Genomic DNA, 24,174 nt, shown 5'->3' on the forward strand with positions numbered 1-24,174 from the left:
TTTCGTCAAGATCATCTGTCCGACCGTGTGACGGCGACCGCCGGTTCAGCGCCAGCTCGGCGCATCCCCGCCCAGCGCCGTGGGAATCCAGGTCGGGGAGAGCGACGCGGGGCCGACGCGCAGGGGCGACGCCGTCATGCGCGCGCCGCCGCGCGGGCTGGTCACGAGCCGCGGGGGCTCGTCCTCCGCGTCCCCGGCCTCGTCCACGTCGCCCTGCCCCGCGGAGCGCGGCAGGGCCAGCAGCGCGTGCGCCGTGCGCGCGAGCGAGAGCCGCCACGAGGATCCGCGCCCGGTGCCGGCCCGCCGCGCGAGCCCGGCGACAGCGGACGCCGCCGCGAGGTACCCCGTGCTCCAGTCGAGCGCCTGCACGGGTAGCGGCACGGGCCGGTCGCCGCCCGCCGCGACCATGCCCGCGTGCGCGATCCCGGATGCGCTCTGCACGATCGAGTCGAAGCCGCGGCGTCCGGCCCACGGACCCGTCCAGCCGTACGCGTCGACGGCCACGTCCACGAGGCCCGGGCGGATCCGCTCCCTCTCCTCACGCGGGAACCCGAGCGCGTCGAGGGCACCGGGACGATAGCCGTGCACGAGCACGTCGGCGCCCGCCATGAGCTCCGTGAGGCGCGCGTGACCCTCCGGCGTGCGGGCGTCGAGGCGCGCGGTCCGCTTGCCCGCCATGACGAGCGGCAGCACGGCGGGCTCGTCCCAGTCATGCGGATCCACGCGCAGCACGTCCGCGCCGAGCGCCGCGAGCGCCTGCGTGCAGGCCGGGCCCGCGATGACGCGCGTGAGGTCGAGCACGCGGATCCCCGCGAGCGGCGCCTCCGCGCTCGGCCGCCAGCCGGAGGACCCGGCGACCGCGCCGCCGTCCTGGCGCGCGATGAGCGGCTCGGCGGCGACGGCCCGGCCGGCCCCCGTCGCGGCCCACTCCCCCGCGCTCCGCAGGGCAGCGGCCACCCCGCCCGCCGCGACGACCGCGTCCTCGAGGGCGAGGGCATCCCACCCGGCGATCGCCCGGGTCAGCGCCGCGACGTCGGCGTCGGGCGCGCAGCCCGTCACCGACAGCAGCGCGGCACGGTGGCGGGGCGCGTTGGCGTGCGTGCGGATCCACGAGCCGTCGCGGGTCGGGAACGAGCCGGAGAGCGGATCCCACGGCGAGGGCAGCGCCCACCCCACGGGCTCCACGTGCTGCCCGCACCACGCCTCGGCGCGTCCGCGGTGGACGACGGCCTCGCGGGGACCGGCCAGGTCGGCGGCCTCGGCGAGAGCCGCCACGGCGCCGCCGAGCAGCCCGATCGCGGACACGACGAGATCCGTGACGGGCAGCGCGGAGCGGAGGGCGCCGCGGCCCACGACGCGCGTCGGAGCGGTCGCGCCCAGCAGGGTGGCCGCGGCTGCGAGCCCGGAGGCGTCGTCGGATCCCGGGGTCGTCATGCCCGCACGCTACGCCGGCGGGCGGGCCCGGATCAGCCCCCGAACGGCCGCAGCGACACCGACTCGAGCGTGCCGTCGCGGGTCTGGTCGACGACGAGGCGCACGGCGCGCGCGACGGACGCGGGCTCGAGGTAGCGCGTCTCGTCGTACTCGCCGCCCTCCTTGGCGCGGAGCTCGCGCTGCATGTCCGTGGCGACGCGGCCCGGGTGCACGCTCGAGACGCGCACGCCGTGCGGGCGCTCCTCCTCGCGGAGGGCATCGCCGAGCGCGCGGAGGGCGAACTTGGATCCCGCGTAGACGCCGTCCGTGGGGTTGGCCGTGAAGCCGGATCCGGAGTTCACGAGCACGACCTGCCCCTTCGCCGCCCGGAGCGCGGGCAGGAGGACCCGCGTCACCTCGGCGACCGCGAAGACGTTGACCTCGAAGACACGGCGCCACTCGTCGACGGGCGTCTCCGCCACGGCGTCGCCGCCGATCACGCCGGCGGAGTGCACGAGCACGTCGAGGCGGTCGAGGCCGGGCACGAGGTCGGCGAGGCCGCCCGCGGCGAGGTCGGCGGCCCAGCCCACGGCGTCCGGGAGCGAGGCGGCGAGCGCGTCGACGGCGTCGCGGTCGCGGCCGTGCACGATCACGCGGTGGGTGCGGGCGAGGTCCTCGGCGACGGCGCGGCCGATGCCGCGGGTGGCTCCCGTGACGAGGGCGACGGGGCGGGCGTGGTCGGTCATGGATCCTCCTGGGTCGCGGTCCTCCAGGCTACCGACGGCATCCGGCCACCCGCCCGGCGCCCCCCGGGGCATGACGTAGCGTGAAGGGACGGCGGCCGTGAGGCGCGTCGGCCCGCCGCCCGAGAGGATCCGCCCGTGCACGCCCGCTTCCCCGCCAGCCTCGAGGTGCTGCGCCAGGAGGCCCGCGACGAGCTGGACGCCGTGATCGAGCACCGCTGCCGCATCGGCGACGACCCGTGGGAGGTGATCCCGCAGCTGCCGACCGTGGACGAGCACGTGGTCGCGACCCTCCGACAGGACGCGCTGGAGGCCGAGGGGATGGCGGAGGAGCTCGCGCGCGTGCGCCATCCGGAGACCGAGCCCGCGGTCGTCGCGCGCTTCGAGTACCGGCTGCTGCGCGGGATCGCGCTGGAGCACCCCGACCTCTCGCGCGCGGTCTGGACGCTCATCGGGCGCATGGAGCGCGACCTCCGCCGCCGCTCCTGAAGAGGTGGTGAGAGCCGCATTCGCCGTCGGCGAACGGCTTGGCACTCCCCCAGGCCGAGTGCTAATCTCGACGTGGTTGAGCCGAGCGGGCTCAACCCCGCAGATCATCACCGCAGATCATCAGAGGAGTCGAGCATGAACATGACCTTCGATCCGTTCCGCGAGCTGGACCGCGCCATGGGCGCGCTGGCCGAGACCCGCCAGGCGAACCGTCCGATGCCCATCGACCTGCACCGCGAGGGCGACACCTACGTGCTGGCCGCCGACCTGCCCGGCATCGATCCGGGCTCCGTCGACATCGACGTGGACGGCCAGCTGCTCACCATCCGCGCCGAGCGCACCCTCGCCGGCGATCAGAACGTCCGGTGGCTCACGCGCGAGCGCGTGGCCGGCACGTTCCTCCGCCAGCTGACCCTCGGCCAGGGCATCGACACCGAGCGCATCTCGGCGCACTACGCCAACGGCGTGCTGAGCGTCACCATCCCGGTGAGCGAGCGGGCGGAGCCGCGCAAGATCGCGGTCACGTCCGACGAGCCGCAGGGCCAGGAGGGCCGCACGCTCACGGTGGAGCAGGGCGCGCCCGCCGCGAGCTGATCCGACCGGGCGCATGAGGCGCCGCACACGACGAGGAGCCGTCGTCCGCACGAAGCGGGCGGCGGCTCCCCGCATGTCCGGCCCGGGACGCGGGTCGGCGCCGTCGACGTCAGCAGATCCGCGGCCGCAGCCCCGCGTGGATCGCGAGCGGGTTCCGCAGCGATCCGTGGATCTGCATGACGGGCGCCTGCAGGTCGACCATGCGCCGGTTGTCGCGCAGCTGCAGCCGGTTGAGGCACGAGCGGTCGAACGACGGCGTGAACAGGTCGAACCGGGAGAAGCGCTCCGCGAGCTCCGGGTGCGCGCGCTCGTGGTCGGCGAGCGCCTCGGCCGCCACGCGCCACAGGCCGTCGGGGCCGAGGTCGTCGCGGTCCTCGAGGAGCGCGGCGGCGAAGCGGAGGAAGCCGTCCATCACGTCGGTGAAGACCGTGAGGGTGCGCTCCTCCTCGGGCACGTCGAGGCGGATCCGCCGCACGCCCTCCGGCAGCGCGCGCTCCGTGTCGAAGAGGGCGACCTCCTCCGCGATGTCCTTCATCAGGACGCGGACGACGACGTGGTCGCGGAGCACGAGGATCACGTTCTCGCCGTGCGGCATGAACGCGACGTCGTGCGCGATCAGCGCGTGCGCGAGCGGCACGAGGTAGGCGTCGAGCCACCGGCGGAGCCAGGCGGCCGCGCCGATGCCGGACGCGTCGATGAGCTCGCCGAGCACCGTGCCTCCATGGGCGTCGACGTGCAGCAGGCTCGTCATGCTCATCAGCCGCTCGCCCTCCGCGAGGCCGGGCACGGGCGACTCGCGCCAGAGCGCCGACAGCATCTTCCCGTGGGAGTGGCCGGGCGGCAGCGCGGACTCGACGCGCTCGTCGCGCACGCCCACCGCGGCGACCTCGCGGAGGATCCCGAAGCCGAGCCGCGCGAACTCCGCGTCTCCCGTGACGAGCGCGTGCACCCAGTCGTTGATCGCCGGCGTGACGGCCATGTACGCGGGCGAGAGGCCGCGCGTGAAGCCCATGTTGAGGATCGACAGCGACGTCTTCACGTAGCACCGCTCCGGGGTCGTGCGGTTCGCCCACGTGCGGATCGACTGCTGCGCGCCGTACTCGTCGTCGCCCGTGCCGAGGAGCACGATGTCGCGCCGGGCGACGAGGCCCGCGAAGGTCACCGTGACGACGTTCTCCCACTGCCACGGGTGCACCGGCACCAGCACGCGCTCGGCGGGGTCGATGCCGAGCGCGTCCATGCGCGCGCGGAATCGGGCGCGGGCGGATCCGCCGAGCTCCGCGTCGAGGAACGTCTCCCGGTCGAGCCCGTCGATCGCCGTGAAGCGGGCGAGGCGCTCGTGCACGGCGAGCCAGAGGATCCGCACGTCGGCGCCGGCCTCGGGCGCGTACCGGTCGTGGTCGTCGAGGTCGAAGCCGATGCGGCCGTTGGTGGCGACGAAGCAGGGGTGCCCCTCGTCCATCGTCGACTCGACCTCCGCGTAGGACGCCGTGAGGAGGCCGCGCGCGTCGGGCACGTCGCGGAGGCGCGAGAAGGCGGCGGCCGACAGCGTGCTCTGGATCTCGTCGAGGTAGACGGGCAGCACCTCGTCCGTGATGCCGAGGCGGTCGCGGAGGTCGAGCACGAGGTCGGTCGCGTCGAGGTCGGCGGGCCGGCCGTCGACCGTGCGGCGGATGCTCGCCTCGTCGACGTCCCAGTGGTCGAGCTCGAGGATCCGGGCGCGGTACGCGTACGCGCTCCGGCCGTCGGCGTTCGCGACGCGGTAGTCCGCCCAGTCGCGCGGGTCGTGCAGGCGGCGGGGCGCGCCGGCGGGGAGCTCGGGATCCACGCGCTCGGGCGCGATGAGCAGCTCGTGCGCGAACTCGGCGAGCGCCTTGCGCACGAGGTGGCGCGTGGCGGCGGCCCACACGTCGGGGCGGAGGTGCGCGGCGGGGTGGACGCGGGGATCCGGCTCGGCGGTCCTCGACGCGGCGGCCGGCCGGGCCTCGGGGTGGGTGTCGAGGGGGTGGTCGTGGGTGAGGGTCATGGCGGGTCCGTCCGTGGGGGTGGCGTGCAGGAGTGCCTCGTCGCGCGTGGCGACGCTGAGGAGCGCGTGCTTCGCGCCGAGGTCGACGACGCGGAGCGGGCGGAAGCCGACGAGCTCGTTCAGGCGCTGGATCGCGGTGTTGCGGACGTCCGGCTCGACGACGAGGCGCTCCACGGCCGGGTCCCGGAGCAGGTGCGCGACGACGTGCCGCATCACGGCGGTCGTGAATCCCGGCAGCGGGTCGCCCGCCGGCGGCGCGATGAGCAGGTGCATGCCGCGGTCGCCGGGGAGCGGATCGAGGTGGGCGCCGATGGGGTCGTCGGCCGGGTCGTACGCCTCCACGAGGAACGCGGGGGCGCCGTCGTGCAGGCCGATCCAGGCCTCGCGCCGGGAATCCGCCGCGATCGCCGCGTACTCGGCCCGCACGTCGTCGAGGGTCGCGTGCTCCATCTGCCAGAAGCGGGCGCGCGGGGCCGTGACCCAGGCGTGCACGAGGGCGGCGTCGGCGTCCGGGTCGAGCGGGCGCAGGTCGAGGGCGTAGGCAGGCGCCTCGAGGGTGGGCGCGCTCACGCGAGCACCCCCGATCCCGCCACGGGCGCGTCGTCCGGCAGACCGAACTCCTGGAACGCGATCCGCTCCTCCACCGCGTAGTCCTCGCGCCCGGTGATGGCGCGCAGGATCCGCGAGTTGCGGTGCGCGGTCATGCCGAGGTCGGGCGCGACGAAGCCGTGCGTGTGCACCTCCGCGTTCTGCACGAAGAGCGTGCCTGCGTCGTCGACCGTGTGCTCGCGCGCCACGTCGAGGCGGCCGCGCGCATCGCGGTGCACGCGGTCGCCGAGCCCGTCGAGGATCCGCGGGGCCTGTGCGTCGTATCCGCTCGCCATGATGACCGCGCCCGTGGGCCAGTCGCGCTCGGCGCCCGTCTCCGCGTGCCGCAGCCCGAGGACCGCGCCGCCGTCGGGCGTCGCGCGCGCCGACACGACCTCCGCGTTGGTGAGCACCCGGGTCGGCACGCCGGATCCCGCATCGCCGCTGGGCGCGAGCCGCCCCTCCGCCCGCAGCGCGTCGAACGCGAGCCGCTTCCGGTAGAGCGTGTGGAAGATCTCGTCGATGAGCTCCGAGTCGATGCCCTTGTAGAGGTTCCGCTGCTCGCGCAGCAGCACCTCGCGCGCATCCGCGGGCAGGCCGAAGAAGTGGTCGCTGTACTCGGGGCTCGTCATCTCGAGCGTCAGGCGCGTGTACTCGAGCGGGAAGAACCGCGGCGAGCGCGTGATCCAGTCGAGCCGGTACCCGCGGGAGTCCACGTCCTCGAGGAGGTCGCGGTAGATCTCGGCGGCGCTCTGGCCGCTGCCGATCACCGTGATCGCGTCCCGCTCCTGCAGCGCGTCCTTGGCGCCGAGGTAGCCCGAGCTGTGGATCACACCCGGCAGGTCGCGCACGGCCTCGGGCAGCCACGGCGGGGTCCCGACGCCGACCACGAGGTTCCGCCCGCGGTGCACGTGCGTGATGCCCGCCGCGTCGACCGACTCGACGACGTACGCGCCCTCGGCCTCCTCGAAGCGGATCGCGCGCACGTCGCGGTCGAGCTCGATCCCCCGCGCGCGCTCGGCCGCCCACCGGCAGTAGGCGACGTACTCGCTGCGGAGCACGAAGAAGTCCTCGCGGATGTAGAAGGAGTAGAGCCGCCCGGTGTCCTTGAGGTACGCGAGGAACGAGAAGCGCGAGGTGGGATCCGCGAGCGTCACGAGGTCGGCGAGGAACGGCGTCTGCAGGTGCGCGGTCGGCAGCATCATGCCGGGGTGCCAGTCGAAGCGGGGCTTCCGCTCGAGCACGACGAGGTCGAGGTCGAGGGGATCCGCGAGGCAGGCGAGGCCGAGGTTCGCGGGGCCGAGGCCGACGGCGACGACGTCGTGGATGCGGTCGGGGGCGGCGCTCATCGCCCGGCCTCCGCGACCGTCGCGCACGCCACGTCTCCGAGCCCGGCGTCCAGCGCGTCCCCTGCCGTCACGACCATCCCCAGGATCTCCGCGATGTGCGCGTCCGTCGTCGCCGGGTTCAGCAGCGTGAGCTTGAGGTGCGCGCGGCCGCCCACGCGGGTGGCGGCGACCATCGCGCGGCCCGAGTCCTGGATCGCCTGCCGGATGCCGCGGTTCACGGCGTCCGAGCGCGTCCCCGCGTCGGGCCCCGCGGATCCGCCCCGCTCCCCCGCCGGCACGTACCGGAACACGAGCGCGCTGATCTCGGGCCGCACCACCACCTCGAGCGCCGGGTCCCGCCTCAGCGCGGACCAGGTGCGGTCGGCGAGCGCGATCACGTCGTCGAGCATCCGTCCCACCCCGTCGGCGCCCACGGTGCGCAGCGTGAGCCACAGCTTGAGGGCGTCGAAGCGCCGGGTGGTCTGCAGCGACTTGTCGACCTGGTTGGGGATCTCCTCGTGCGCGCGGTCCGCCGGGTTCAGGTAGTCGGCGTGCAGCGTCGCGTGCTGCAGCGTGCGGCCGTCGCGCACGATCAGCGCGCTGGAGCTCACGGGCTGGAAGAAGGTCTTGTGGTAGTCGACCGTCACGGAGTCGGCGCGCTCGATGCCGTCGAGCAGGTGCCGGTGCCGTAGCGACGTCAGGAGCCCGCCGCCGTACGCGGCGTCGACGTGCAGCCAGATCCCCTCGCGCCGGCAGACGTTGCCGATGGCGGGCAGCGGGTCGACGCTGCCGAAGTCGGTGGTGCCGGCGGTCGCGACGACGGCGACCGGCAGGAGCCCGGCGGCGTAGCAGCGCGCGAGCTCGCGCTCGAGGGCGTCGACGCGCATCCGCTTGGCGTCGTCGCTCGGCACGCGCACCACGGCGTCAGGCGCGAGGCCGAGGATCCGGGCGCTCTTCTCGACGCTGAAGTGGCCGACGTCGCTGACGAGGATCCGCATCCGCTGCCGGTCGGCCATCGACAGCCCGTGCACGGCCGCCGCCTCGTCGCGGGCGAGCAGCAGCGCCTGCAGGTTCGACTGGCTGCCGCCGCTCGTGAAGACGCCGTCCGCCTCGTCGCCGAGGCCGGCGCGGCCCGCGGTCCAGTCGATGAGCGCGCGCTCGATGAGGGTCGCGCCCGCGCTCTGGTCCCACGTGTCCATGGACGTGTTGACGCTCGAGAGGATGAGCTCCCCCGCTATGGCCGGGATGAGGATCGGGCAGTTGAGGTGCGCGACGTACGACGGGTCGTGGAACCAGACCGCGTCCCGGAGGTACAGGTCGTCGAGCTCGTCGAGGGCGTCGTCCAGGGCGCCGAGCGGGCGGTCGAGGTCGAGCCCGGCGAACGAGCCGCGGAGTCGGTCGGGCGTGATCCCGGTGAACGGGCCGTCGGCGCGTCGGGCGGCGCCGCGGACGTGGTCGGCGGCGGCGCGGAGGGCGGCGTCCCAGCCGGGGAGCGTCCGGTCGGAGAACAGCTCGTCGGCGGGATCCGCGGCGGCCGTGACGACGGCCGACCGGGGGTCGTCGAGCGTCGGATCGGAGGGACGGGAGGCGTGCGGGGAGAGGGTCATGGGTCCTTCGTCGGTTCGATGGGGAGCCGTGTCCGGGTCACGAGCACCCTGCGCGGTTAGGCAAGGCTCACCTAATATGAAGGCGCCCGGACGGGAACGCAACCCGGCCGACGAGGACTCGCGGGGACCCTCCGCGAGGCGCTGTCGCGACCCCGTTTCGGGGGCGCCAGCGGCGTGATCCGGAGCTCGGATCCCGCCGATCAGGGGACGGGATCCGTCGTCCTGCTCAGTGGTGGAACAGCCGCAGACCGGTCCGGACGCGGGTGATCCCGTGCTCGGCGCAGGCCGCCGCGACCTCGTCGGCGCGCACCGAGCCGCCGGGCTCCGCGACGTACCGGACGCCGTGCCGCCTGGCGTGGTCGATGTTGTCGCGGAACGGGAGGAAGCCGTCCGACACGAAGCCGACCCCGTCGAGACCCGCCATCCACGCACGGCGATCCTCGACGCCGAGGTCCGGAGCGCGACCGACGAGCGCCGCCGCCAGCCGTGCGCCCTCGTCCGCCGTCATGTCCCCCTCGAGGCACCGGATCCGCCAGTTGATGCGCTCCTGGCGGCTGACCCCGTCCCGGAACGCCATGTCCCGCACGGCCGGGAGACGCCGCAGCCACCAGGTGTCCGCCTTCGCCCCGGCGAGCCGGGTGCAGTCCACCCGCGACTGCTGCCCGGCGCCGATCCCCAGCGTGACGCCCTCGCGCACGTAGGCGACGGAATTGGACTGCGTGTGGCGGAGCGCGACCATGCCGAGCAGCAGGTCGTCCACGGCATGGTCAGGCAGCGCCTCACCGTCCGCGTGCGCGAGCAGCCCGCGGTCGATCACCACCCGGTCCGCCGGCTGGGTGAGACGCACCCCGAAGACGTCCCTCGACTCCTCGGGCGGCGGCACGAAGCCCTCGTCCGCCTCCAGGACGACGAACGCGCCCTTCTTCTTGCGGCGCAGGATCTCGACGGCACCGTCCTCGAAGCCCGGAGCGATGATCCCGTCGGAGACCATCCCCGCGAGGCGCATGGCCAGGCCGCGGGTCACGGCGTGGCTGATCGCGACGAAGTCCCCGTAGGACGACTTGGGGTCGGCGTCCCGCGCGCGGAGGTAGGCGCTCGTCACGTCGTCGACCTCCTCGGTGGCGGCGAGCCCCGAGTCGGCGCGGACCACCGCGTCCAGGGCGCCGGCACGCGCGACGCCGGCCGGGGACACGTGCTTGAAGGACGCCGCCACGACCGCCCCGAGCGCGACGCTCGCCTCGCGGACGAGCTGCCACGCGTTCACCGCGTCCAGCACGTTGACGTAGGACGGCTCGCCGTTCACGATCCGGAACGGCAGACCGCCCGGCCCCGCCGCCGTCATCCGCGCCGGCGCCCGGTGGGGGTTGATCCCGTATCGCATGTCCATGTCGCCGTCGCCTCCCGCGCCCGTGGTGTCGCTCGGAGGCCGATCCGCCGGAGGCGCGGGAGGCCGGTGAACGTGAGAGGCCAGTGAACCAAGCGCCGGCGGCGCGCCGACGGGCCCGTGCACATCGGCGGCGACCCGGTCACGACGGTTCGGCGCTCGTAGGGTGGGGAGCATGAGCGACCGAGACGACCAGGCAGACGGCATCCGCACCGGGCGCGGACCCGGGGATCCCGACGGGCTGGTGACCGTGGACGACGTGGTCTCCGGCGACGACGCGCCGGCGGGTGTCGGCGACGCGGTCCGCGAGCCGGACGGGACGACCTACGGCACGCCCGAGGAGGACACCCTCGAGATCGAGGACGCGGATCCCGCGAGCGCCGACTACCCCGCGGTCCCCGACAACCGCTCCGTCACCGCGGCCGACTCGCACATGAGCGCGCCCGCCGACGACGCCGCCGGGCACGTCGACCCCGAGGGCCGCTGACATGACGGATCCCGCTCCCGCCGACGCCCCGCACGACCCGCTGGCCGAGCCCGCGCACATCGACGCCGACTCGGTGGCCGAGCTCGCCGAGGCCGCGGAGGAGGACGCCCGCGAGGATGCGCCGGACCCTTTCGGCGAGGGTCCCGACGACCAGTGATCCGCCCCCGGCGTGCGGCGACGACGCGTCCCGGACACGACACATGAGCGTTGCCTGAGCGCCACCACACAGCTCTCGGGGCCGAGCGTAGCGTCGGACGCATGGACACCGACGACCCGCGCCTCCAGCCCGCGGACACCTCAGACACCAACCAGGACAAGGACTTCATCTCGCAGAGCGAGGACGACACGCGCGTCAAGCAGGAGCAGCAGATCACGGAGAGCGAGGGCGTCTCCGACGACGTGCCCGCCGCCGCGGACGACGTGCAGGTGCTCCCCGGATCGGGCGGCCCCGACGACGTCGGCGAGATCGACGTGGATCCCGACGAGCTCAACCTCAGCGGCGACTCGATCCCCGGCCACCCCAAGCCCGAGGCCGGTGCGTGATCGTGACCGACGCCACCGCCACCCCCGCTGACGACTCCACCGATGACGACACGGCGCTCGACACCGAGGCCCTCGCGAACGAGACCGTCGTGAACGACGCCGTCGCCGGCGAGACCGTCCTCCCGGACACCGACGAGCCCGTCGAGGAGCCCGACGACGACGCCGTCATGGGCGCCGACGCGGAGCCGACGGCCGACGTCCTCGGCGTCGACGGCGAGGCCGAGCCCGTCCTCGCCGACAACGAGCTCGCGGGCCAGGACATCGACCTGGACGACACCCCGCCCAGCTGATCCATCCCCGGCCTTCCCTCACGCACACCACAGCACCAGGAGACACATGAGCACCGACCAGTACACGTTCCAGGACCCGACGAAGATGTACGCGGACATCCAGCCCAGCGCGCAGCAGCAGGACGGGCCCGGCCTCGACGCCGCGCTCGACGACACCGCGGACCGCGGCGAGAAGACGTACCGCGGATCGAACCGCCTCGAGGGACGCAAGGCCCTCCTGACCGGCGCCGACTCCGGCATCGGCGCGGCCGTCGCCATCGCCTATGCCCGCGAGGGCGCGGACGTCGCGCTCTCCTACCTCCCCGAGGAGGAGGAGGACGCGAAGAAGGTCGTCGCCCTCATCGAGGAGGCGGGCCGGAAGGCCGTCGCCATCCCCGGCGACATCGCGACCGCGGAGTTCAGCCGCGAGCTCGTCGCGAAGGCGGTCGAGGGCCTCGGCGGCCTCGACATCGTCGTGAACAACGCGGGCAAGCAGCAGAACTTCGACTCCCTCGAGGACATCTCGGACGAGGAGTTCGACGTCACCTTCAAGACCAACGTCTACGCGATGTTCTGGATCACGAAGGCGGCCCTCCCGCACCTGAAGCCCGGCTCCTCGATCATCAACACGTCGTCGATCCAGGCCTACGCGCCCTCGCCGAACCTCGTGCACTACGCCACGACCAAGGCCTCGATCAACGCGTTCTCGAAGGGCCTGGCGCAGCAGCTGGCCCCCAAGGGCATCCGCGTGAACGTCGTCGCGCCCGGCCCCATCTGGACCCCGCTGCAGACCGCGGGCGGCCAGCCTGAGGACGCGCTGCCCGAGTTCGGCGAGGACACCCCCCTCGGCCGCGCCGGCCAGCCCGCCGAGCTCGCGCCCGCCTACGTGTTCCTCGCGTCCAACGAGTCGAGCTACGTGGTCGGCGAGACGCTGAACGTCAACGGCGGGATGCCGACGCCGTAGCGGAGCGCGCTCCGGCGCACCGCACCGCCTGACGCCCGGGCCGACCATCTGGTCGGCCCGGGCGTCGTCGCGTGCCGCTCGCCGATCTCGAGCCGGACGCGCGCCGCGCACCGGCATAGGGTCGGGAGATGTCCGGCACCCCGGCCCGCGTCGGCGGGAACGTCCTCGCGGGGCTGGTCTCCGCCGTCCGCCTCGTGCGGCGGCCGCGACCGCTGCATCCGCACGGTGTCGCGCTCGCGGGGACGCTGACGCCGGTCCCGGGCCGCGCCGCGTCCGGGCTCGCGTGGCTCGACGCGCTCGACGCCCCGCTCGACGTCGACGCCCGCTTCTCCCGCGGGGGCGGGCTCCCGTCGGCGCTGCCCGACGTACTCGGGCTCGCGCTGCGGATCCCGGACGGCGGCGGGACGACGGTCGACGTGCTGGTGTCCACCACGGGCATCGGCGTCCCCGGGCGGTTCCTGCTGCAGCCGCGGCGTGCGCTCTCCGGCGCGCGGATGACGACGCTGATGCCCTACCGCGGTTCCGCGGGGCCGCTGCTGCTCGGCGTGCTCGTGGACCGGGACCCGCCCCTGCCCGCGGGTGCTGCGGACCTGGGCCGCACCCTCGCGTCGCGGCCGCTGCGGATGCGGCTCGTGCACGCGACGCCGCGCGGCCGTTGGCACGTGGCGGCGCGCATCGAGCTGTCCCACGACCCGGCCGGCCCGCTCGACACGGCGACCCGCGCGGATCCCGTGCTCGCGGCCCCGCCCGGCGACACGACGTACCCATGGGCGCGCCGGCTCCGGGCGCCGGGCTACCGCGTCGCGCGCGGGGGCCGACCGGTGGCGTCCCGGCACGCGGCGCACGACCCCGACGCCTGACCCGACGCCTCCGTCCGAGCGCACCCGCCGCGAACAGGCTGATCCCCGACCGGACGGCCGGACGACGCCCCAGGCAGAGGGCGGGCCGGAGGATGTCCCCGGCCCGCCCGAACAGCTCGCGCTGGCGGCTCAGCAGCGCCCGGAGGCACGTCCGCCGGGCGCTCAGGCAGCCACCGTCATAGGCCGCACGTCACGACCTTCATCTGGGGGATGTACGCGATGAGGCCAGCGCACTTGGACGCGTTCTGGGTGATGAGCTTCGCGACGTCGATGCGGCATTGCGTTCCCAGGTAGTACGCCGAGCAGATGAAGTCCGCGAGGTCAGCGGCCCTCTTGAGCCGGGCAGGCTCACTGAGCGAACCAGTGCGGTACGCGTCGAAGATGTACTTGGGAATGATGACCTTGTGGGTCGTGACGCGCCCATCGCTCGCCGCCACCGGATCCGTCGTGGTGGTCACCACACGGCTCTGCGCGACAACGGACGAGGAGGGCGCGGACGGCGCCGCGGATGCGGGACCGGCTGGCGTGGACGTGGCGACACCGAGGCCCACGACCGCCGCCAGGGCGAGCACCCACAGCATCCGTCGGGGGGCGAAGCGTCGGGTGCGCGCGAGGGGAGAGGACATGAGGACTCCCAGTGGTCCGTGGCGACCTTCGTCACGGAGCAGGGGAACGGTAGCGGCGCGGCTGCCGCCCGCGCAGTCCGTGCGCACATGCCGCGGGCGGACATCAGGCGAACGCCCGATCGACGAAGAGGACCGGAGGGGATCCGCTCCCCTCCGGCCCTCCGCCGTCATGCGCGGATCCGCGTCAGCAGTGCGTCTTCCAGAGGTACGGGAAGTCGATCCACACGCCGCGGCGGGCGCACTGGGTGTTCTTCAGGAACTCCACCGATCCCGACACCAGCGCGGCGATGGGGATGCACCAGGGCCCGGAGATCGAGAGGAACGCGCAGATGGCCGACGCGACGACGCCGATTGTCGCCGCGATCAGCACCTTGAGCCACGTGCCGTTGATGTAGACCCAGTGGTTGCTGTACCAGTGGTCGCTGGCCTCGATGAGCGGGTCGCCGGCACCGGGCTTGACGTCGACGGTCCCGGATCCGGTCGCCGCGGCGGACTTGCCCGCGCCGGAGAGCTGCGCCATCCCCTCGGCGGCGCCGGTGCCGCTCGCCTTCATCTGCGCGGCGATGCGCTTCCCCTCCGCGGCCTCCGCGGGGGTGGGGGCGGCGAGGGTCACGTGCTTGCCGGCGACGTCGATGCCGGAGGTCATCGCCGTCGACAGGTCGGCGTCGGTGAGCTTGCCGGAGCGGATGTCCTGCACGAGCGTGCCGTTCTCGTAGGCCGCCGTCAGCTTCGTCGAGACGGCGTGCGAGGAGGTGGACGAGTGCGAGGAGGAGCGGGTGTCGGCCAGGGCGGCGTCGGTGGGGGATGCGAGGGCGGTGCCGAGGGCGGCGACCGCGACGAGGGCGGCGGCGGCCATGAGCCTCCGCGGAGCGAGGATCCGGGTGACGCTGTGGTGGGTGGACATCGAGCTTCCTCCTTGTTCGGGCGGGGCATTTCCCGCCTCGCTCGAAGAATAGGGACGAGAAAGGGCGTGTGCGGCATTCGGAAAGCACATGCCGCGAACGCCAGACGACCGTCTGATGGCCGCCGGGTATTCGTCGAGGAGGAATTCGAGGAATGTGCGGTCTTCGATCCCGGATGTCGGACGCACGAAGCGGGCCGGAGGGAATTCCCTCCGGCCCGCCTCGCGTCCGGGCGCCGGTCGACGCCCGCGCATCCGCTAGTCCCGGTTGCAGTGCGACTTGCCGATGTACGGCAGGTCGACCCACCAGCCGCGCCTCTCGCACTGCGAGTCGTGGGCCACGCCCGCGACCGCCCACAGGAGCGTGGCCACGATGCCGCAGCCGACGGCGGTGGGCAGCGACCGGGCGATGGCGCCACAGAAGCTGGCGGCCGCCGTGCCGAGCGAGACGTTGGCCATCCACGCGAGCCAGGTGCCGTTGATGTAGTACCAGTGATCCGTGTGGAGCCACTTCCACGTGTTGGTGATGGGGCTGTACCAGTGCTTGCTCTCGGTGATCCCGCCGGCCTCGCCCGACTTCAGGGGCGGAGCGGTCGTCGTCGACTCGCCCGCGACGGCGGAAGCCGAGAGCGTGGCCGCCGCACCGGCCGCAGCGTCCGTGTAGACGGCAGGCGCCTGGCGCGCGGCGGCGGTCTCCGCGGCGGTGGGCGCGGTGAACGCCGCGATGTGGTGGCCCTGCACGTCGAGACCGGTCTTCGACACGGCCTGGATGTCGGCCTGCGAGATCGCGCCGCTCTGGATGTCCTGGAGCAGCGTGTCGTGCGCGATGGAGGCCGCGACCTTGCTCTGGGGGCTGATCTCGGCCGGGGTGGCGGCGTACGCCGAACCCTGCGGCGTGGCGATGGAGATGCCGAGCGCTGCGACCGCGGTGATGGCCATGGCCGTGAGAGCCAGGCGCGGGGAAAGGAGCCGACGGGCTCGTGGACGTGCAGACATCTGTGGTGCCTCCTTAATCGAGGAAGGGGCATCCCGCCTCGCGGCAACGATAGGGCGGACGACAATTCCCGAAGCGGTCCCGAGAATGCGCGGGTGCGAACATCAGACGCTCGTCTGACGACCATCAGGTATTCCCCATGCGAGGGCCCGATGGAATGCGCGGCGATCCCCTGCGTGGGATCCCGGACGGCGCGCTCGGCGCGCGAGGACGGGCGGGGATCCGATCCGCCGCTCGACGCCCTTGTCAGCGCTCCCCGAGCGGCGTTGCCTGGGACCAGGGCGACGGCATCGGTGCCGCGCTCCGGACGGAGGCACCGTGCGCGAGCTCAAGCTGGTCGAGGCGGTCGTGAGGATCGAGGGCGCGAAGACGCTGGATCCGATCGTCGACCGGGTGAAGGGCGTCGTCACCGCGCTGCTCAAGCCGCGCGCGCTGGCCGACCTCCTGCACGGCGTGCCGTTCGGGCACCCGCTGCACCCCGTGGCCGTGCTGATCCCCACCGGCGCCTGGCTCTCCTCCGCGGTGCTCGACCTCCTGCCCGGCAACGAGAAGGCCAGCCGCGCGCTCGTGGGCGTCGGCGTGCTGAGCGCGGCGCCCTCCATCGCCTCCGGCTACGCCGACTGGTCCCAGCTGCACGAGCAGCAGATGCGCGTCGGCATCGTGCACTCGGCCGCCAACGCGCTCGCGACGGGCCTCTACGGCCTCTCGTGGATCCAGCGGGCGCGTGGCAAGCACACGAGCGGCAAGGTCCTGGGGCTCGCGGGCCTCGGACTCGTTTCCGCGGGCGGGTTCCTCGGCGGTCACCTCGCCTACCGGCAGGCGGCGGGCGCCAACCACGCCGAGGACGTGCCGCACCGCTTCCCCGCGGGCTGGCAGGAGCTCGGCCACCTCGACGAGCTGCCCGACGGCCGCCTGGCGGCGCGCGACGTCGCGGGCCTGCCGCTCCTCGGGCGCCGGAACGGCATGACGGTGGACGCGCTGAGCGACACCTGCAGCCACCTCTCCGCGCCGCTCCACGAGGGCGAGCTCGGCACGGACCCGAAGACCGGCGAGGCGTGCGTCACCTGCCCGTGGCACGACAGCGTGTTCAGCCTGAAGACGGGCGCGGTGATCCACGGCCCCGCGACCGCGCCGCAGCCCCGCTTCGAGACGCGCGTCACGGGCGGGCTCGTGGAGGTGCGGCTGCCGAACGCGGGCTAGGCCGTGGGATCCCGGTCGACGGATCCGCGCAGCGCCACCACCGCGAGCACCGCGCACCCCGCGAAGACGACCGCACCGGCGACGGTCGGCAGCGCGATCCCGGAGGTCGCGAGCGCGCCGCCCAGCGCGGATCCGGCGGCGAGGCCGAGCAGGCTGACCACCCGGCCCGCAGCGCCCACGCGGCCGAGGAGATCCGCCGGGACGAGCCGCTGCCGGAGCGTGGTCGCGCAGATGCTCCAGACCACCGCGTGCAGGATGTAGAGCGCGAGCAGGATCCCGGCGACGATCGGGTCGCGCATCACGGCGAGGCCCGCGAGGCTGGCTGCGCCGAGCGCCAGGGCCGCCGTGATGGTCCAGCGGGAGCCGAGACGGGCGCGCAGCGGTGCGGCGATCGCGGATCCGGCCAGGCCGCCGAGCGCGCTGGCGGCGAGCAGCACGCCGTAGCCGGCGGCGTCCAATCCGAGCCGCTCGCCCGCGAAGAGCACGAGCACCGAGAACGGGAGCATGTAGCCGACGCTGGCGAGGCCGCCGATGAGCGCGAGGGATCCGACCACGCGGTGCCCGGCGAGCCAGCGCACGCCCTCAGCGGCCTCGCGGAAGACGGAGGGGCGCGGGCCCGCGGCAGGACCTTCCGGATCCGCCCGCCGCGGCAGCGCGAGCGCCACCGCACCCGCAGCGACCCACAGCCCGCCGGTCGCGTACACGGGCACCGCGGCGGCGAGCGCGAACAGGATCCCGCCGAGCGGCGGCCCCACGAACTCGTCCGCCACGAGCTGCGTGCCGGTGATGCGCGCGTTCGCCCGGTCGAGCCGGTCGCCGAGCACGATCGACGGCAGCACGGCGACCGCGGCCCCGTCGGCCGCGCTCTCGAGCACGCCGACCACGGCCATCACCGCGTAGAGCACCGCGAGCGACGCGACGCCCGACTGGATGGACACCGCGAGCCCCAGCACCGCGACGCCGCGGAGCGCGTTGGCGACCACGATCAGCGTGCGCCGGTCGAGCCGGTCGACGTAGACGCCCACGGGCAGCGCGACCAGCAGCCGCACGAGCGCGTACGTGGTCGCGAGCCCGGCGACGCCGCGCGGGTCGTCGGTGAGGCCCGCCGCGACGAGCGGCATGGTGACGAAGACGAGCCCGTCCGCGAGGTTGGAGAGCGCGTTCGCGCCCCACAACGCCCGGAACGGGCTCGTGGATCTCACGCCGTGCTCCTCGGGGCGGCGTGCGCCCCGAGGAGCCGCGGCACCGGGATCAGATCCCGGCGCCCTCGGACGCGGCCGTCTTCGGGCCGACATCCGTCGAGGTGGATCCGGCGCCGGCGGACGTGCCCGCGGCGGTCGAGCCGAGGAACGAGCTCAGCGCTGTGGCGACGTCGATGCCCGTCGTGTCCTTGAGGAGCTTCGGCAGCGTCGCCATGTTCTCGGCCACCGAGCGGTTGAGCGCGTTCGCGCCGTCCGCCGAGATGATCGTCATGTTGTCGACGTTGGCGAGCGGCGCCGCCATCTCGCGCGCGATCTCCGGCATCGACGCGATGATGCGCGCCTGCAGGGCCTCGCGCGACAGCTTGTTCTGCGCCTCGGCGAGCGCGGCGGCCGCCTCGGCCTCCGCCTGGCCGCGGGCCTGGATCGCGTCGGCGTTGGCCTTCCCGAGCGCGGTGATGGACGCGGCCTCGTTCACTGCCGCGGTCTTCGCCGCCTCGGCGTTCTGCGTGCGCTGGTAGACCTCCACGTCGACCTTCGCCTTCTCGGCGTCACGGGCGGCCTGCGCATCCTGGACGGTCGCGTACTTGCGCGCCTCGGCGGGGAGCTCCACGTCGATGCGCAGGCGCTCCTTCGAGACCTCGGCCTGCGCGGCCACGGCGGTGCGCTCCTGGTCGGCGACCAGGCGGTCCTGCTCGGCCTTCGCGAGCTCGCCGGCCGCGTACGCCGTCGCGTTGGCGCGGTCGGTGTCGGCCTTGATGGCCGCGCGACGCAGATCGAGCTCGAGCTGGCGCTCGGCGGTCTGCTGGTCGTTCTCGATCGCGGCGAGCGCGGAGATCCGCTTGTTCTCGGCCTCCGCGACCTCGGCCACCTGGCGGGCGCGCGCGGCGTTCGAGCGCGCCCGGTCGTCGAGGTAGGAGCTGCCGGGGGTCGTGATCTCCCGGACGTTGAGCGTCTCGATCTGGAGGCCCAGCTCCGCGAGGTCGTTCTTGGTCTGGTTCACGGCCTCCTGCGCCACGACGGAGAAGCTCTTGACGAGCTCGTCGACGGGCCGGTCGCCGATGAGGCCGCGGATCGCGCCCTCGAGCGACTGCCGCACGATCTCCGGCAGGGCGTCCTGCTGGAGGAGGTAGCGCTGCACGGCGCGGCGCACGCCGTCCTCGGTGCCCGTGACCTTGAAGTTGACGGTCGCGACGACCGCGGTGTTGATGAAGTTCGCGTCGCGCGCCTCGGCCGTGACGCTCGTCTGGTACTGCTCCAGGGAGAGCGTGAAGCCCTCCTGGAAGATCGGCCAGATGAAGGTCCGGCCGCCGATGATGACCTTCTGGGGGCTGGAGAAGCCCGCGCCGCCTTCGCTCTTCTCGGCGTTGCGGCCGACGATGACGAGCGCCTGGTTCGGCGGGACGCGGCGGACGCGGGAGGCGATGAACGCCACCAGCGCCACGAGTACGACGATGACGACGATGACGGCGATGGCTGTCGTGCCGCCGGATATCAGGTCCACGGGATGGTTCCTCTCGTTGGGACGGGTGCTGCTAGGTCGTGGGGCCGGCGTCGGAGTCGGGTTCGACGCGCACGCGGAACCCGTCCTCCGAGACGACGCGGATGCGGGTGCCGACGGCGAGGGGCGCGTCGCTCATGGCGAGCCGCCGCTCCAGCTCGCGGATGTGCTCGAGCCGCACCTCGCCGCCGGCCGGCGAGGTGGGCGAGGTCACGACGCCGACCATGCCGACGGGCGAGTACGAGCCGCCGCTCTCCTGCTTCGCGACGAAGCGGACGGTGAGCTGCACCACGACGAGGGCGACGAGCGCGAGGGCCACGGCGATCGCGATGGCGCCGCCGGATCCGATGCCCGCCTGGTCGGCGAGCACGCCGCCCACGCCGTAGATGGCGAGGGCCGCGCCGAGCGCGACGCCGGAGACGAGGCCGTCGCCGCCGCCGATCGCGTCGAGCAGGTCGCCGAGCACGATGCTGGAGAGGAGGAGCAGGAGGCCGACGGCCCCGACGACCACGAAGACGATCACGCGTCCGCTCCCGGGCAGGCCGCCGCGGGCGAGACGTGCGCGCCGACGTGGTGCGTGGTCATGCGGGGCCGATCTGCTGGGTGTGTCCTTCGAACGTACCGGGTGATCCGCGAAGCGTCGCCTCCTCGTCCGGGGGCCGCCCACGGCCTATGCTCCGCGCCGCCGCGCGTAGCCTCGGGAGGTGATCCTCCTGTTCGGCACGCGCGCCCGCGACGCCCTCATCGTCATCGTGACCTTCGCGTGCCTCCGCTGCGGCGTCACGAGCGCCCAGCGCGTGCTCCACCGGACGCTCCGCTTCACGGTCTTCTTCGTGCCGCTGATCCCGCTCCGCTCGACCTACCGCGTCGAGTGCCCGAGCTGCGGACTCGAGACCCGGCTCTCGAAGGACCAGGCGATGCACGCCCTCGAGTGGGCCGTGCGGAACCGGGGCGCGCGCCGCTGAGCCGGCACCCGTCGCGCTCCCAGGAATCCCGACCAGGGGTTAGGAATAAGTTTCGTCGCGCGCTTAGAGTGGCCGTGGGCTCCGGCCCATCTGCCATCAACGACGACGGGAGGGATGCGATGACGCATTCGATCAGCAGGAGACAGGCACTGGGGGTGGGGGCCGCCGCCGCAGGGACGCTCGCCCTCGCGTCGTGCTCGGCGCCGGGCGGGAGGCTGGTCAACTCCGATCCGGTAATCCCGGCCGTCGCGGCCGGCGAGAAGGTCACGCTCACCTACTGGGCGTGGCTGAAGGACCTGCAGAAGGTCGCGGACGTCTGGAACGCGCAGAACCCCGACATCCAGGTCGAGGCGGTCTGGATCCCCGGCGGCAACGCGGGCGGCTACCAGAAGATGTACTCCGCCATCACGGCCGGCGGCGGCCCCGACATCGGCCAGGTCGAGCTCCGGCAGCTGCCCGAGTTCCTCCTCGCCAACGGGCTCGTCGACCTCACCCGCTACGGCGTCGAGGAGTACAGGGACAGCTACGACGAGGCGCTGTGGAAGCAGGTCAGCTTCCAGGACGGCGTCTTCGGGATCCCGCAGGACTCCGGCCCCATGGCCTTCTACTACCAGCGCGAGCTCCTCGACCAGGTGGGCGGCCAGCCGCCGGCGACCTGGGACGACTGGGCGACGCTCGGCGCCGAGGTGCGGAAGACCGGCGCCGGCAACTACCTCGACTGCTTCCCCGTCGCCGACGCCTCCGTCTTCACCTCCTACGCGACGCAGGCCGGCGCGAGCTGGTTCAAGGTCGACGGCGAGCGCTGGGTGGTCGACATGCTCGACGAGCGCACGATGGAGGTCGCCGCGTTCTTCGACAAGGCCATCGACGACGACGTGGTCAACACCTCGTACTCGGCCTTCTCCCCGCCGTGGACCGCGGCCGCCGCGGACGGCAAGGTCTTCGGCGTCACGAGCGCCAGCTGGGGCGACGCCCTCATCCAGTCGGTCTCCGGCGGCGAGGGCAAGTGGAAGGTCGCGCCCATGCAGACGTGGGGCTTCGACGGGGCGTACGGATCCAGCTACCTCGGCGGATCCACAGCGGCCGTGCTCGCGAACAGCAAGCACCCGGCCGAGGCGCTCAAGTTCATGACGTGGATGACGACCTCCCGGGAGGGCATCGACGCGATGATCAAGAACTCCGGCATCGGCTGGTCGCCGTCGCCCGACTACATCGGCGCCTCCCGGCAGGAGCCGAGCGAGTGGTTCAGCGGCCAGAGCTACAACGAGGAGGTGTTCGCGCCCGCGGCGAAGGAGCAGAACCTCGACTGGACCTGGTGCCCGCTCACGCAGTTCACGCTGAACACGCTGCAGGACGAGTTCCGCCGCAAGCTCACGAGCGGCCAGACCCTCGTCGATTCGCTGCCGCTCGCTCAGGAGGCCGTGATCGAGGCCTTCCAGAACAAGGGCCTGCGCGTCGAGGCGGCCTCCGCATGAGCGTCGACACGCGTCCCGCCAGCGGCGAGCGCGCCGCCACCCGCCCCATCCGCGCCCAGCGCTCGGGCGTCACGAAGGGCCAGCTGAAGAAGTCGCAGACCATCGCGCCGTGGGTGCTGCTCGCGCCGTTCCTCGCGGTCTTCCTGCTGACCTTCGTGCTCCCGATCATCTACGCGGTGTTCCAGTCGTTCACGACCGTGCGGCGGGAGGGCCTGTTCGGCGAGCAGGGCGTCACCACCGTCTTCGCCGGGTTCGAGAACTACGCGCTCGCGCTCGCGAACGACGCGTTCACGGCGTCCATCGGCCGGGTGCTGCTCTTCGGCGTCGTGCAGGTGCCGGTGATGATCATCCTCTGCACGATCCTCGCGCTCCTGCTCGAGTCGGCGTCGGCGAAGTGGCCCCAGTTCTTCCGGGCGGCGTACTTCATGCCGTACGGCGTGCCGGGCGTCATCGCGACGATCCTCTGGGGCTTCCTCTACATCCCCGGCCTGTCGCCCATCATCGACATCGGCCAGATGTTCGGAATCCAGCTCGACTTCCTCGGCGCGGGCACCGTGCTCTGGTCCATCGCGAACATCGTGACCTGGACCTACACGGGCTACAACATGCTCATCATCATCGCCCAGCTGAAGTCGATCCCCGGGGACGTGTACGAGGCCGCGCGCATCGACGGGGCGGGCGCGTGGCGCACCGCGATGTCGATCCAGCTTCCGCTCATCCGGCCGGCGCTCGTGCTCGCGACCGTGTTCTCGATCATCGGGACGCTGCAGCTGTTCGCGGAGCCGCAGGTGCTCGCCACCTCCGCCCCCGCGATCGACTCGCAGTACACGCCGAACCTGTCGGCCTACACCACGGCGTTCGCGTACAACGACTACGGCGTCGCCGCCGCCCAGGCGGTCATCATCGCCCTCGCGGCGTTCGTGCTCTCGTTCGTGTTCCTCGCGTTCACCAACAGGAAGCCCAAGGAGGAGCGGGAAGCCGCCGCAGCGAGGAAGAAGGGGGCACGCGCATGACCGCCACGGAGGCACGACCGACCACCACCGAGAGCGCCGCGGAGAAGGCGGAGCAGAAGCGCCTCGCGCAGGCCGCCGAGTCGAGGGTGAGCCGGCCGTCGAAGAACGGCAGCGCCCCGGGCGCGGGCACCAAGCCGGCGACGCGGATCATCGTCACGGCGATCCTCACGCTCGTCGCGCTGTACTTCCTCGTCCCCGTCTACTACATCGTGGTCGCCGCCACGAAGACGACGGCCGACCTGTTCAGCACCAACGGGTTCCTGTTCGCGAACATGAACCTCTGGCAGAACCTCACGATGGTGTTCACGTACGACGGCGGCATCTTCGTGCGCTGGTTCATGAATTCGGTGCTCTACGCCGGGGTGGGCGCGCTCGTCGCGACGTACTTCGCCGCCGCCGGCGGCTACGCGCTCGCCAAGTACAAGTTCAAGGGGTCGAACATCGTGTTCGGCACCATCCTCGGCGGGGTGCTCGTGCCGGGCACGGCGACCGCGCTTCCGCTGTTCCTGCTGTTCAGCAGCATGGGGATCGCGAACACGTACTGGTCGGTGCTCATCCCGTCGCTCGTCTCGCCCTTCGGCCTGTTCCTCTGCCGGATCTACGCGCAGGCGTCGGTGGAGGACGCGGTGATCGAGTCCGGCCGGATCGACGGGGCGAGCGAGCTGCGGATCTTCCACACGCTCGCGCTCCGCTCCATGACGCCCGCGCTCGTGACGGTGTTCCTGTTCCAGCTCGTCGGCATCTGGAACAACTACTTCCTGCCGCTGATCATGCTGGCCGACACGAAGCTGTACCCGATCACGCTCGGCCTCAACAACTGGCGCAGCCAGGTCGACCGGCTGCCGGAGTTCTACCAGCTGACGACGGGCGGCGTGCTCGTCTCGATCATCCCGCTCATCGCGGCGATGATCGTGCTGCAGAGGTTCTGGCGCGGCGGTCTGACGGACGGCGCCGTGAAGGGCTGACGCACCCGCGCACGGATCCGCGGACGGCCGGGCGGGGCGA

At 73.1% G+C, this 24,174-nt stretch carries 25 protein-coding genes; 13 read left to right on the plus strand and 12 right to left on the minus strand.

Annotated features, from left to right (window positions below; genetic code table 11):
- Nucleotides 1-45: 45 nt before the first annotated feature.
- Nucleotides 46-1,434, minus strand: coding sequence for a CoA transferase (locus tag NL142_RS10925; RefSeq protein WP_435079455.1), 1,389 nt, complete (start codon nt 1,432-1,434; stop codon nt 46-48).
- A gap of 32 nt (nt 1,435-1,466) precedes the next feature.
- Nucleotides 1,467-2,159, minus strand: a complete 693-nt coding sequence (locus NL142_RS10930) for an SDR family oxidoreductase (RefSeq protein WP_435079457.1) — start codon at nt 2,157-2,159, stop codon at nt 1,467-1,469.
- 135 nt (nt 2,160-2,294) lie between these two features.
- On the opposite strand from NL142_RS10930, the gene NL142_RS10935 reads away from it, so the two are divergent.
- Both NL142_RS10935 and NL142_RS10940 read left to right on the plus strand, forming a co-directional pair.
- On the plus strand, nt 2,295-2,645 hold the full coding sequence (locus tag NL142_RS10935) for a hypothetical protein (RefSeq protein ID WP_435079459.1): 351 nt from the start codon (nt 2,295-2,297) through the stop codon (nt 2,643-2,645).
- A gap of 135 nt (nt 2,646-2,780) precedes the next feature.
- A complete protein-coding gene (locus NL142_RS10940) occupies nt 2,781-3,239 on the plus strand; it encodes an Hsp20/alpha crystallin family protein (RefSeq protein ID WP_435079461.1) in 459 nt (152 codons plus the stop codon).
- Nucleotides 3,240-3,348: 109 nt separating this feature from the next.
- On the opposite strand, the gene NL142_RS10945 is transcribed toward NL142_RS10940, so the two are convergent.
- The 4 genes from NL142_RS10945 to NL142_RS10960 form a co-directional block, all read right to left on the minus strand.
- Nucleotides 3,349-5,835 carry a GNAT family N-acetyltransferase gene (locus NL142_RS10945; RefSeq protein ID WP_435079463.1) on the minus strand — a complete coding sequence of 829 codons (2,487 nt, stop codon included), beginning with the start codon at nt 5,833-5,835 and terminating at the stop codon, nt 3,349-3,351.
- Nucleotides 5,832-7,202, minus strand: a complete 1,371-nt coding sequence (locus NL142_RS10950; protein WP_435079465.1) for a lysine N(6)-hydroxylase/L-ornithine N(5)-oxygenase family protein — start codon at nt 7,200-7,202, stop codon at nt 5,832-5,834. Before NL142_RS10950 ends, NL142_RS10945 begins: the two co-directional genes overlap by 4 nt.
- On the minus strand, nt 7,199-8,788 hold the full coding sequence (locus tag NL142_RS10955; RefSeq protein WP_435079467.1) for a pyridoxal phosphate-dependent decarboxylase family protein: 1,590 nt from the start codon (nt 8,786-8,788) through the stop codon (nt 7,199-7,201). Before NL142_RS10955 ends, NL142_RS10950 begins: the two co-directional genes overlap by 4 nt.
- 226 nt (nt 8,789-9,014) lie before the next feature.
- Complete coding sequence (locus NL142_RS10960; RefSeq protein ID WP_435079469.1) at nt 9,015-10,175, minus strand: phosphoribosylaminoimidazolecarboxamide formyltransferase; 1,161 nt, start codon at nt 10,173-10,175, stop codon at nt 9,015-9,017.
- 172 nt (nt 10,176-10,347) lie between these two features.
- Here NL142_RS10960 and NL142_RS10965 point away from each other — a divergent pair, with 172 nt between their 5' ends.
- The 6 genes from NL142_RS10965 (at nt 10,348) to NL142_RS10990 (ending at nt 13,295) form a co-directional block, all read left to right on the plus strand.
- A complete protein-coding gene (locus NL142_RS10965; protein ID WP_435079471.1) occupies nt 10,348-10,659 on the plus strand; it encodes a hypothetical protein in 312 nt (103 codons plus the stop codon).
- A gap of 1 nt (nt 10,660) precedes the next feature.
- Entirely contained in the window at nt 10,661-10,816 is a 156-nt protein-coding gene (locus tag NL142_RS10970) for a hypothetical protein (protein WP_435079473.1), read from the plus strand.
- A 101-nt stretch (nt 10,817-10,917) separates the two neighbouring features.
- Nucleotides 10,918-11,202, plus strand: a complete 285-nt coding sequence (locus tag NL142_RS10975) for a hypothetical protein (RefSeq protein ID WP_104294323.1) — start codon at nt 10,918-10,920, stop codon at nt 11,200-11,202.
- A 2-nt stretch (nt 11,203-11,204) separates the two neighbouring features.
- Nucleotides 11,205-11,492, plus strand: coding sequence for a hypothetical protein (locus NL142_RS10980; RefSeq protein WP_435079475.1), 288 nt, complete (start codon nt 11,205-11,207; stop codon nt 11,490-11,492).
- A gap of 46 nt (nt 11,493-11,538) precedes the next feature.
- A complete protein-coding gene (locus NL142_RS10985; protein WP_435079477.1) occupies nt 11,539-12,435 on the plus strand; it encodes a glucose 1-dehydrogenase in 897 nt (298 codons plus the stop codon).
- 128 nt (nt 12,436-12,563) lie between these two features.
- On the plus strand, nt 12,564-13,295 hold the full coding sequence (locus NL142_RS10990) for a hypothetical protein (RefSeq protein ID WP_435079479.1): 732 nt from the start codon (nt 12,564-12,566) through the stop codon (nt 13,293-13,295).
- A 176-nt stretch (nt 13,296-13,471) separates the two neighbouring features.
- Here the strand turns inward: NL142_RS10990 and NL142_RS10995 are convergent, their stop codons facing one another.
- The 3 genes from NL142_RS10995 to NL142_RS11005 form a co-directional block, all read right to left on the minus strand.
- The gene (locus NL142_RS10995; protein ID WP_435079481.1) at nt 13,472-13,921 is read right to left on the minus strand and encodes a hypothetical protein; all 450 of its coding nucleotides are present in this window, start codon (nt 13,919-13,921) and stop codon (nt 13,472-13,474) included.
- A 184-nt stretch (nt 13,922-14,105) separates the two neighbouring features.
- Nucleotides 14,106-14,825, minus strand: coding sequence for a hypothetical protein (locus tag NL142_RS11000; protein ID WP_435079483.1), 720 nt, complete (start codon nt 14,823-14,825; stop codon nt 14,106-14,108).
- A 255-nt stretch (nt 14,826-15,080) separates the two neighbouring features.
- Nucleotides 15,081-15,761, minus strand: a complete 681-nt coding sequence (locus NL142_RS11005; protein ID WP_435079485.1) for a hypothetical protein — start codon at nt 15,759-15,761, stop codon at nt 15,081-15,083.
- A 373-nt stretch (nt 15,762-16,134) separates the two neighbouring features.
- On the opposite strand from NL142_RS11005, the gene NL142_RS11010 reads away from it, so the two are divergent.
- Complete coding sequence (locus tag NL142_RS11010) at nt 16,135-17,016, plus strand: Rieske (2Fe-2S) protein (RefSeq protein ID WP_435079487.1); 882 nt, start codon at nt 16,135-16,137, stop codon at nt 17,014-17,016.
- Here the strand turns inward: NL142_RS11010 and NL142_RS11015 are convergent.
- Genes NL142_RS11015 through NL142_RS11025 form a run of 3 tightly spaced genes read right to left on the minus strand, consistent with a single transcriptional unit; the run spans nt 17,013 to nt 20,239 of the window.
- Nucleotides 17,013-18,218 (minus strand): MFS transporter, encoded by a 1,206-nt coding sequence (locus NL142_RS11015; RefSeq protein WP_435079489.1) that lies wholly within the window; start codon nt 18,216-18,218, stop codon nt 17,013-17,015. The genes NL142_RS11010 and NL142_RS11015 overlap by 4 nt on opposite strands.
- Nucleotides 18,219-18,267: 49 nt before the next feature.
- Nucleotides 18,268-19,719 (minus strand): SPFH domain-containing protein, encoded by a 1,452-nt coding sequence (locus tag NL142_RS11020; RefSeq protein WP_435079491.1) that lies wholly within the window; start codon nt 19,717-19,719, stop codon nt 18,268-18,270.
- Nucleotides 19,720-19,750: 31 nt separating this feature from the next.
- Nucleotides 19,751-20,239 (minus strand): NfeD family protein, encoded by a 489-nt coding sequence (locus NL142_RS11025; RefSeq protein ID WP_194684665.1) that lies wholly within the window; start codon nt 20,237-20,239, stop codon nt 19,751-19,753.
- A 181-nt stretch (nt 20,240-20,420) separates the two neighbouring features.
- Here NL142_RS11025 and NL142_RS11030 point away from each other — a divergent pair, with 181 nt between their 5' ends.
- The 4 genes from NL142_RS11030 to NL142_RS11045 all read left to right on the plus strand — a co-directional run bounded on the left by NL142_RS11030 (nt 20,421) and on the right by NL142_RS11045 (nt 24,134).
- Nucleotides 20,421-20,681 (plus strand): zinc-ribbon domain-containing protein, encoded by a 261-nt coding sequence (locus tag NL142_RS11030; protein WP_012038795.1) that lies wholly within the window; start codon nt 20,421-20,423, stop codon nt 20,679-20,681.
- A gap of 119 nt (nt 20,682-20,800) precedes the next feature.
- Entirely contained in the window at nt 20,801-22,156 is a 1,356-nt protein-coding gene (locus NL142_RS11035) for an ABC transporter substrate-binding protein (protein ID WP_194684666.1), read from the plus strand.
- Entirely contained in the window at nt 22,153-23,169 is a 1,017-nt protein-coding gene (locus NL142_RS11040; protein ID WP_194684667.1) for a carbohydrate ABC transporter permease, read from the plus strand. The genes NL142_RS11035 and NL142_RS11040 overlap by 4 nt, the downstream gene beginning before the upstream one ends.
- A complete protein-coding gene (locus NL142_RS11045; protein WP_435079495.1) occupies nt 23,166-24,134 on the plus strand; it encodes a carbohydrate ABC transporter permease in 969 nt (322 codons plus the stop codon). The genes NL142_RS11040 and NL142_RS11045 overlap by 4 nt, the downstream gene beginning before the upstream one ends.
- Nucleotides 24,135-24,174: the final 40 nt, after the last annotated feature.

This window comes from Clavibacter quasicaliforniensis, from assembly GCF_051201715.1.
Taxonomy (GTDB): domain Bacteria; phylum Actinomycetota; class Actinomycetes; order Actinomycetales; family Microbacteriaceae; genus Clavibacter; species Clavibacter seminis.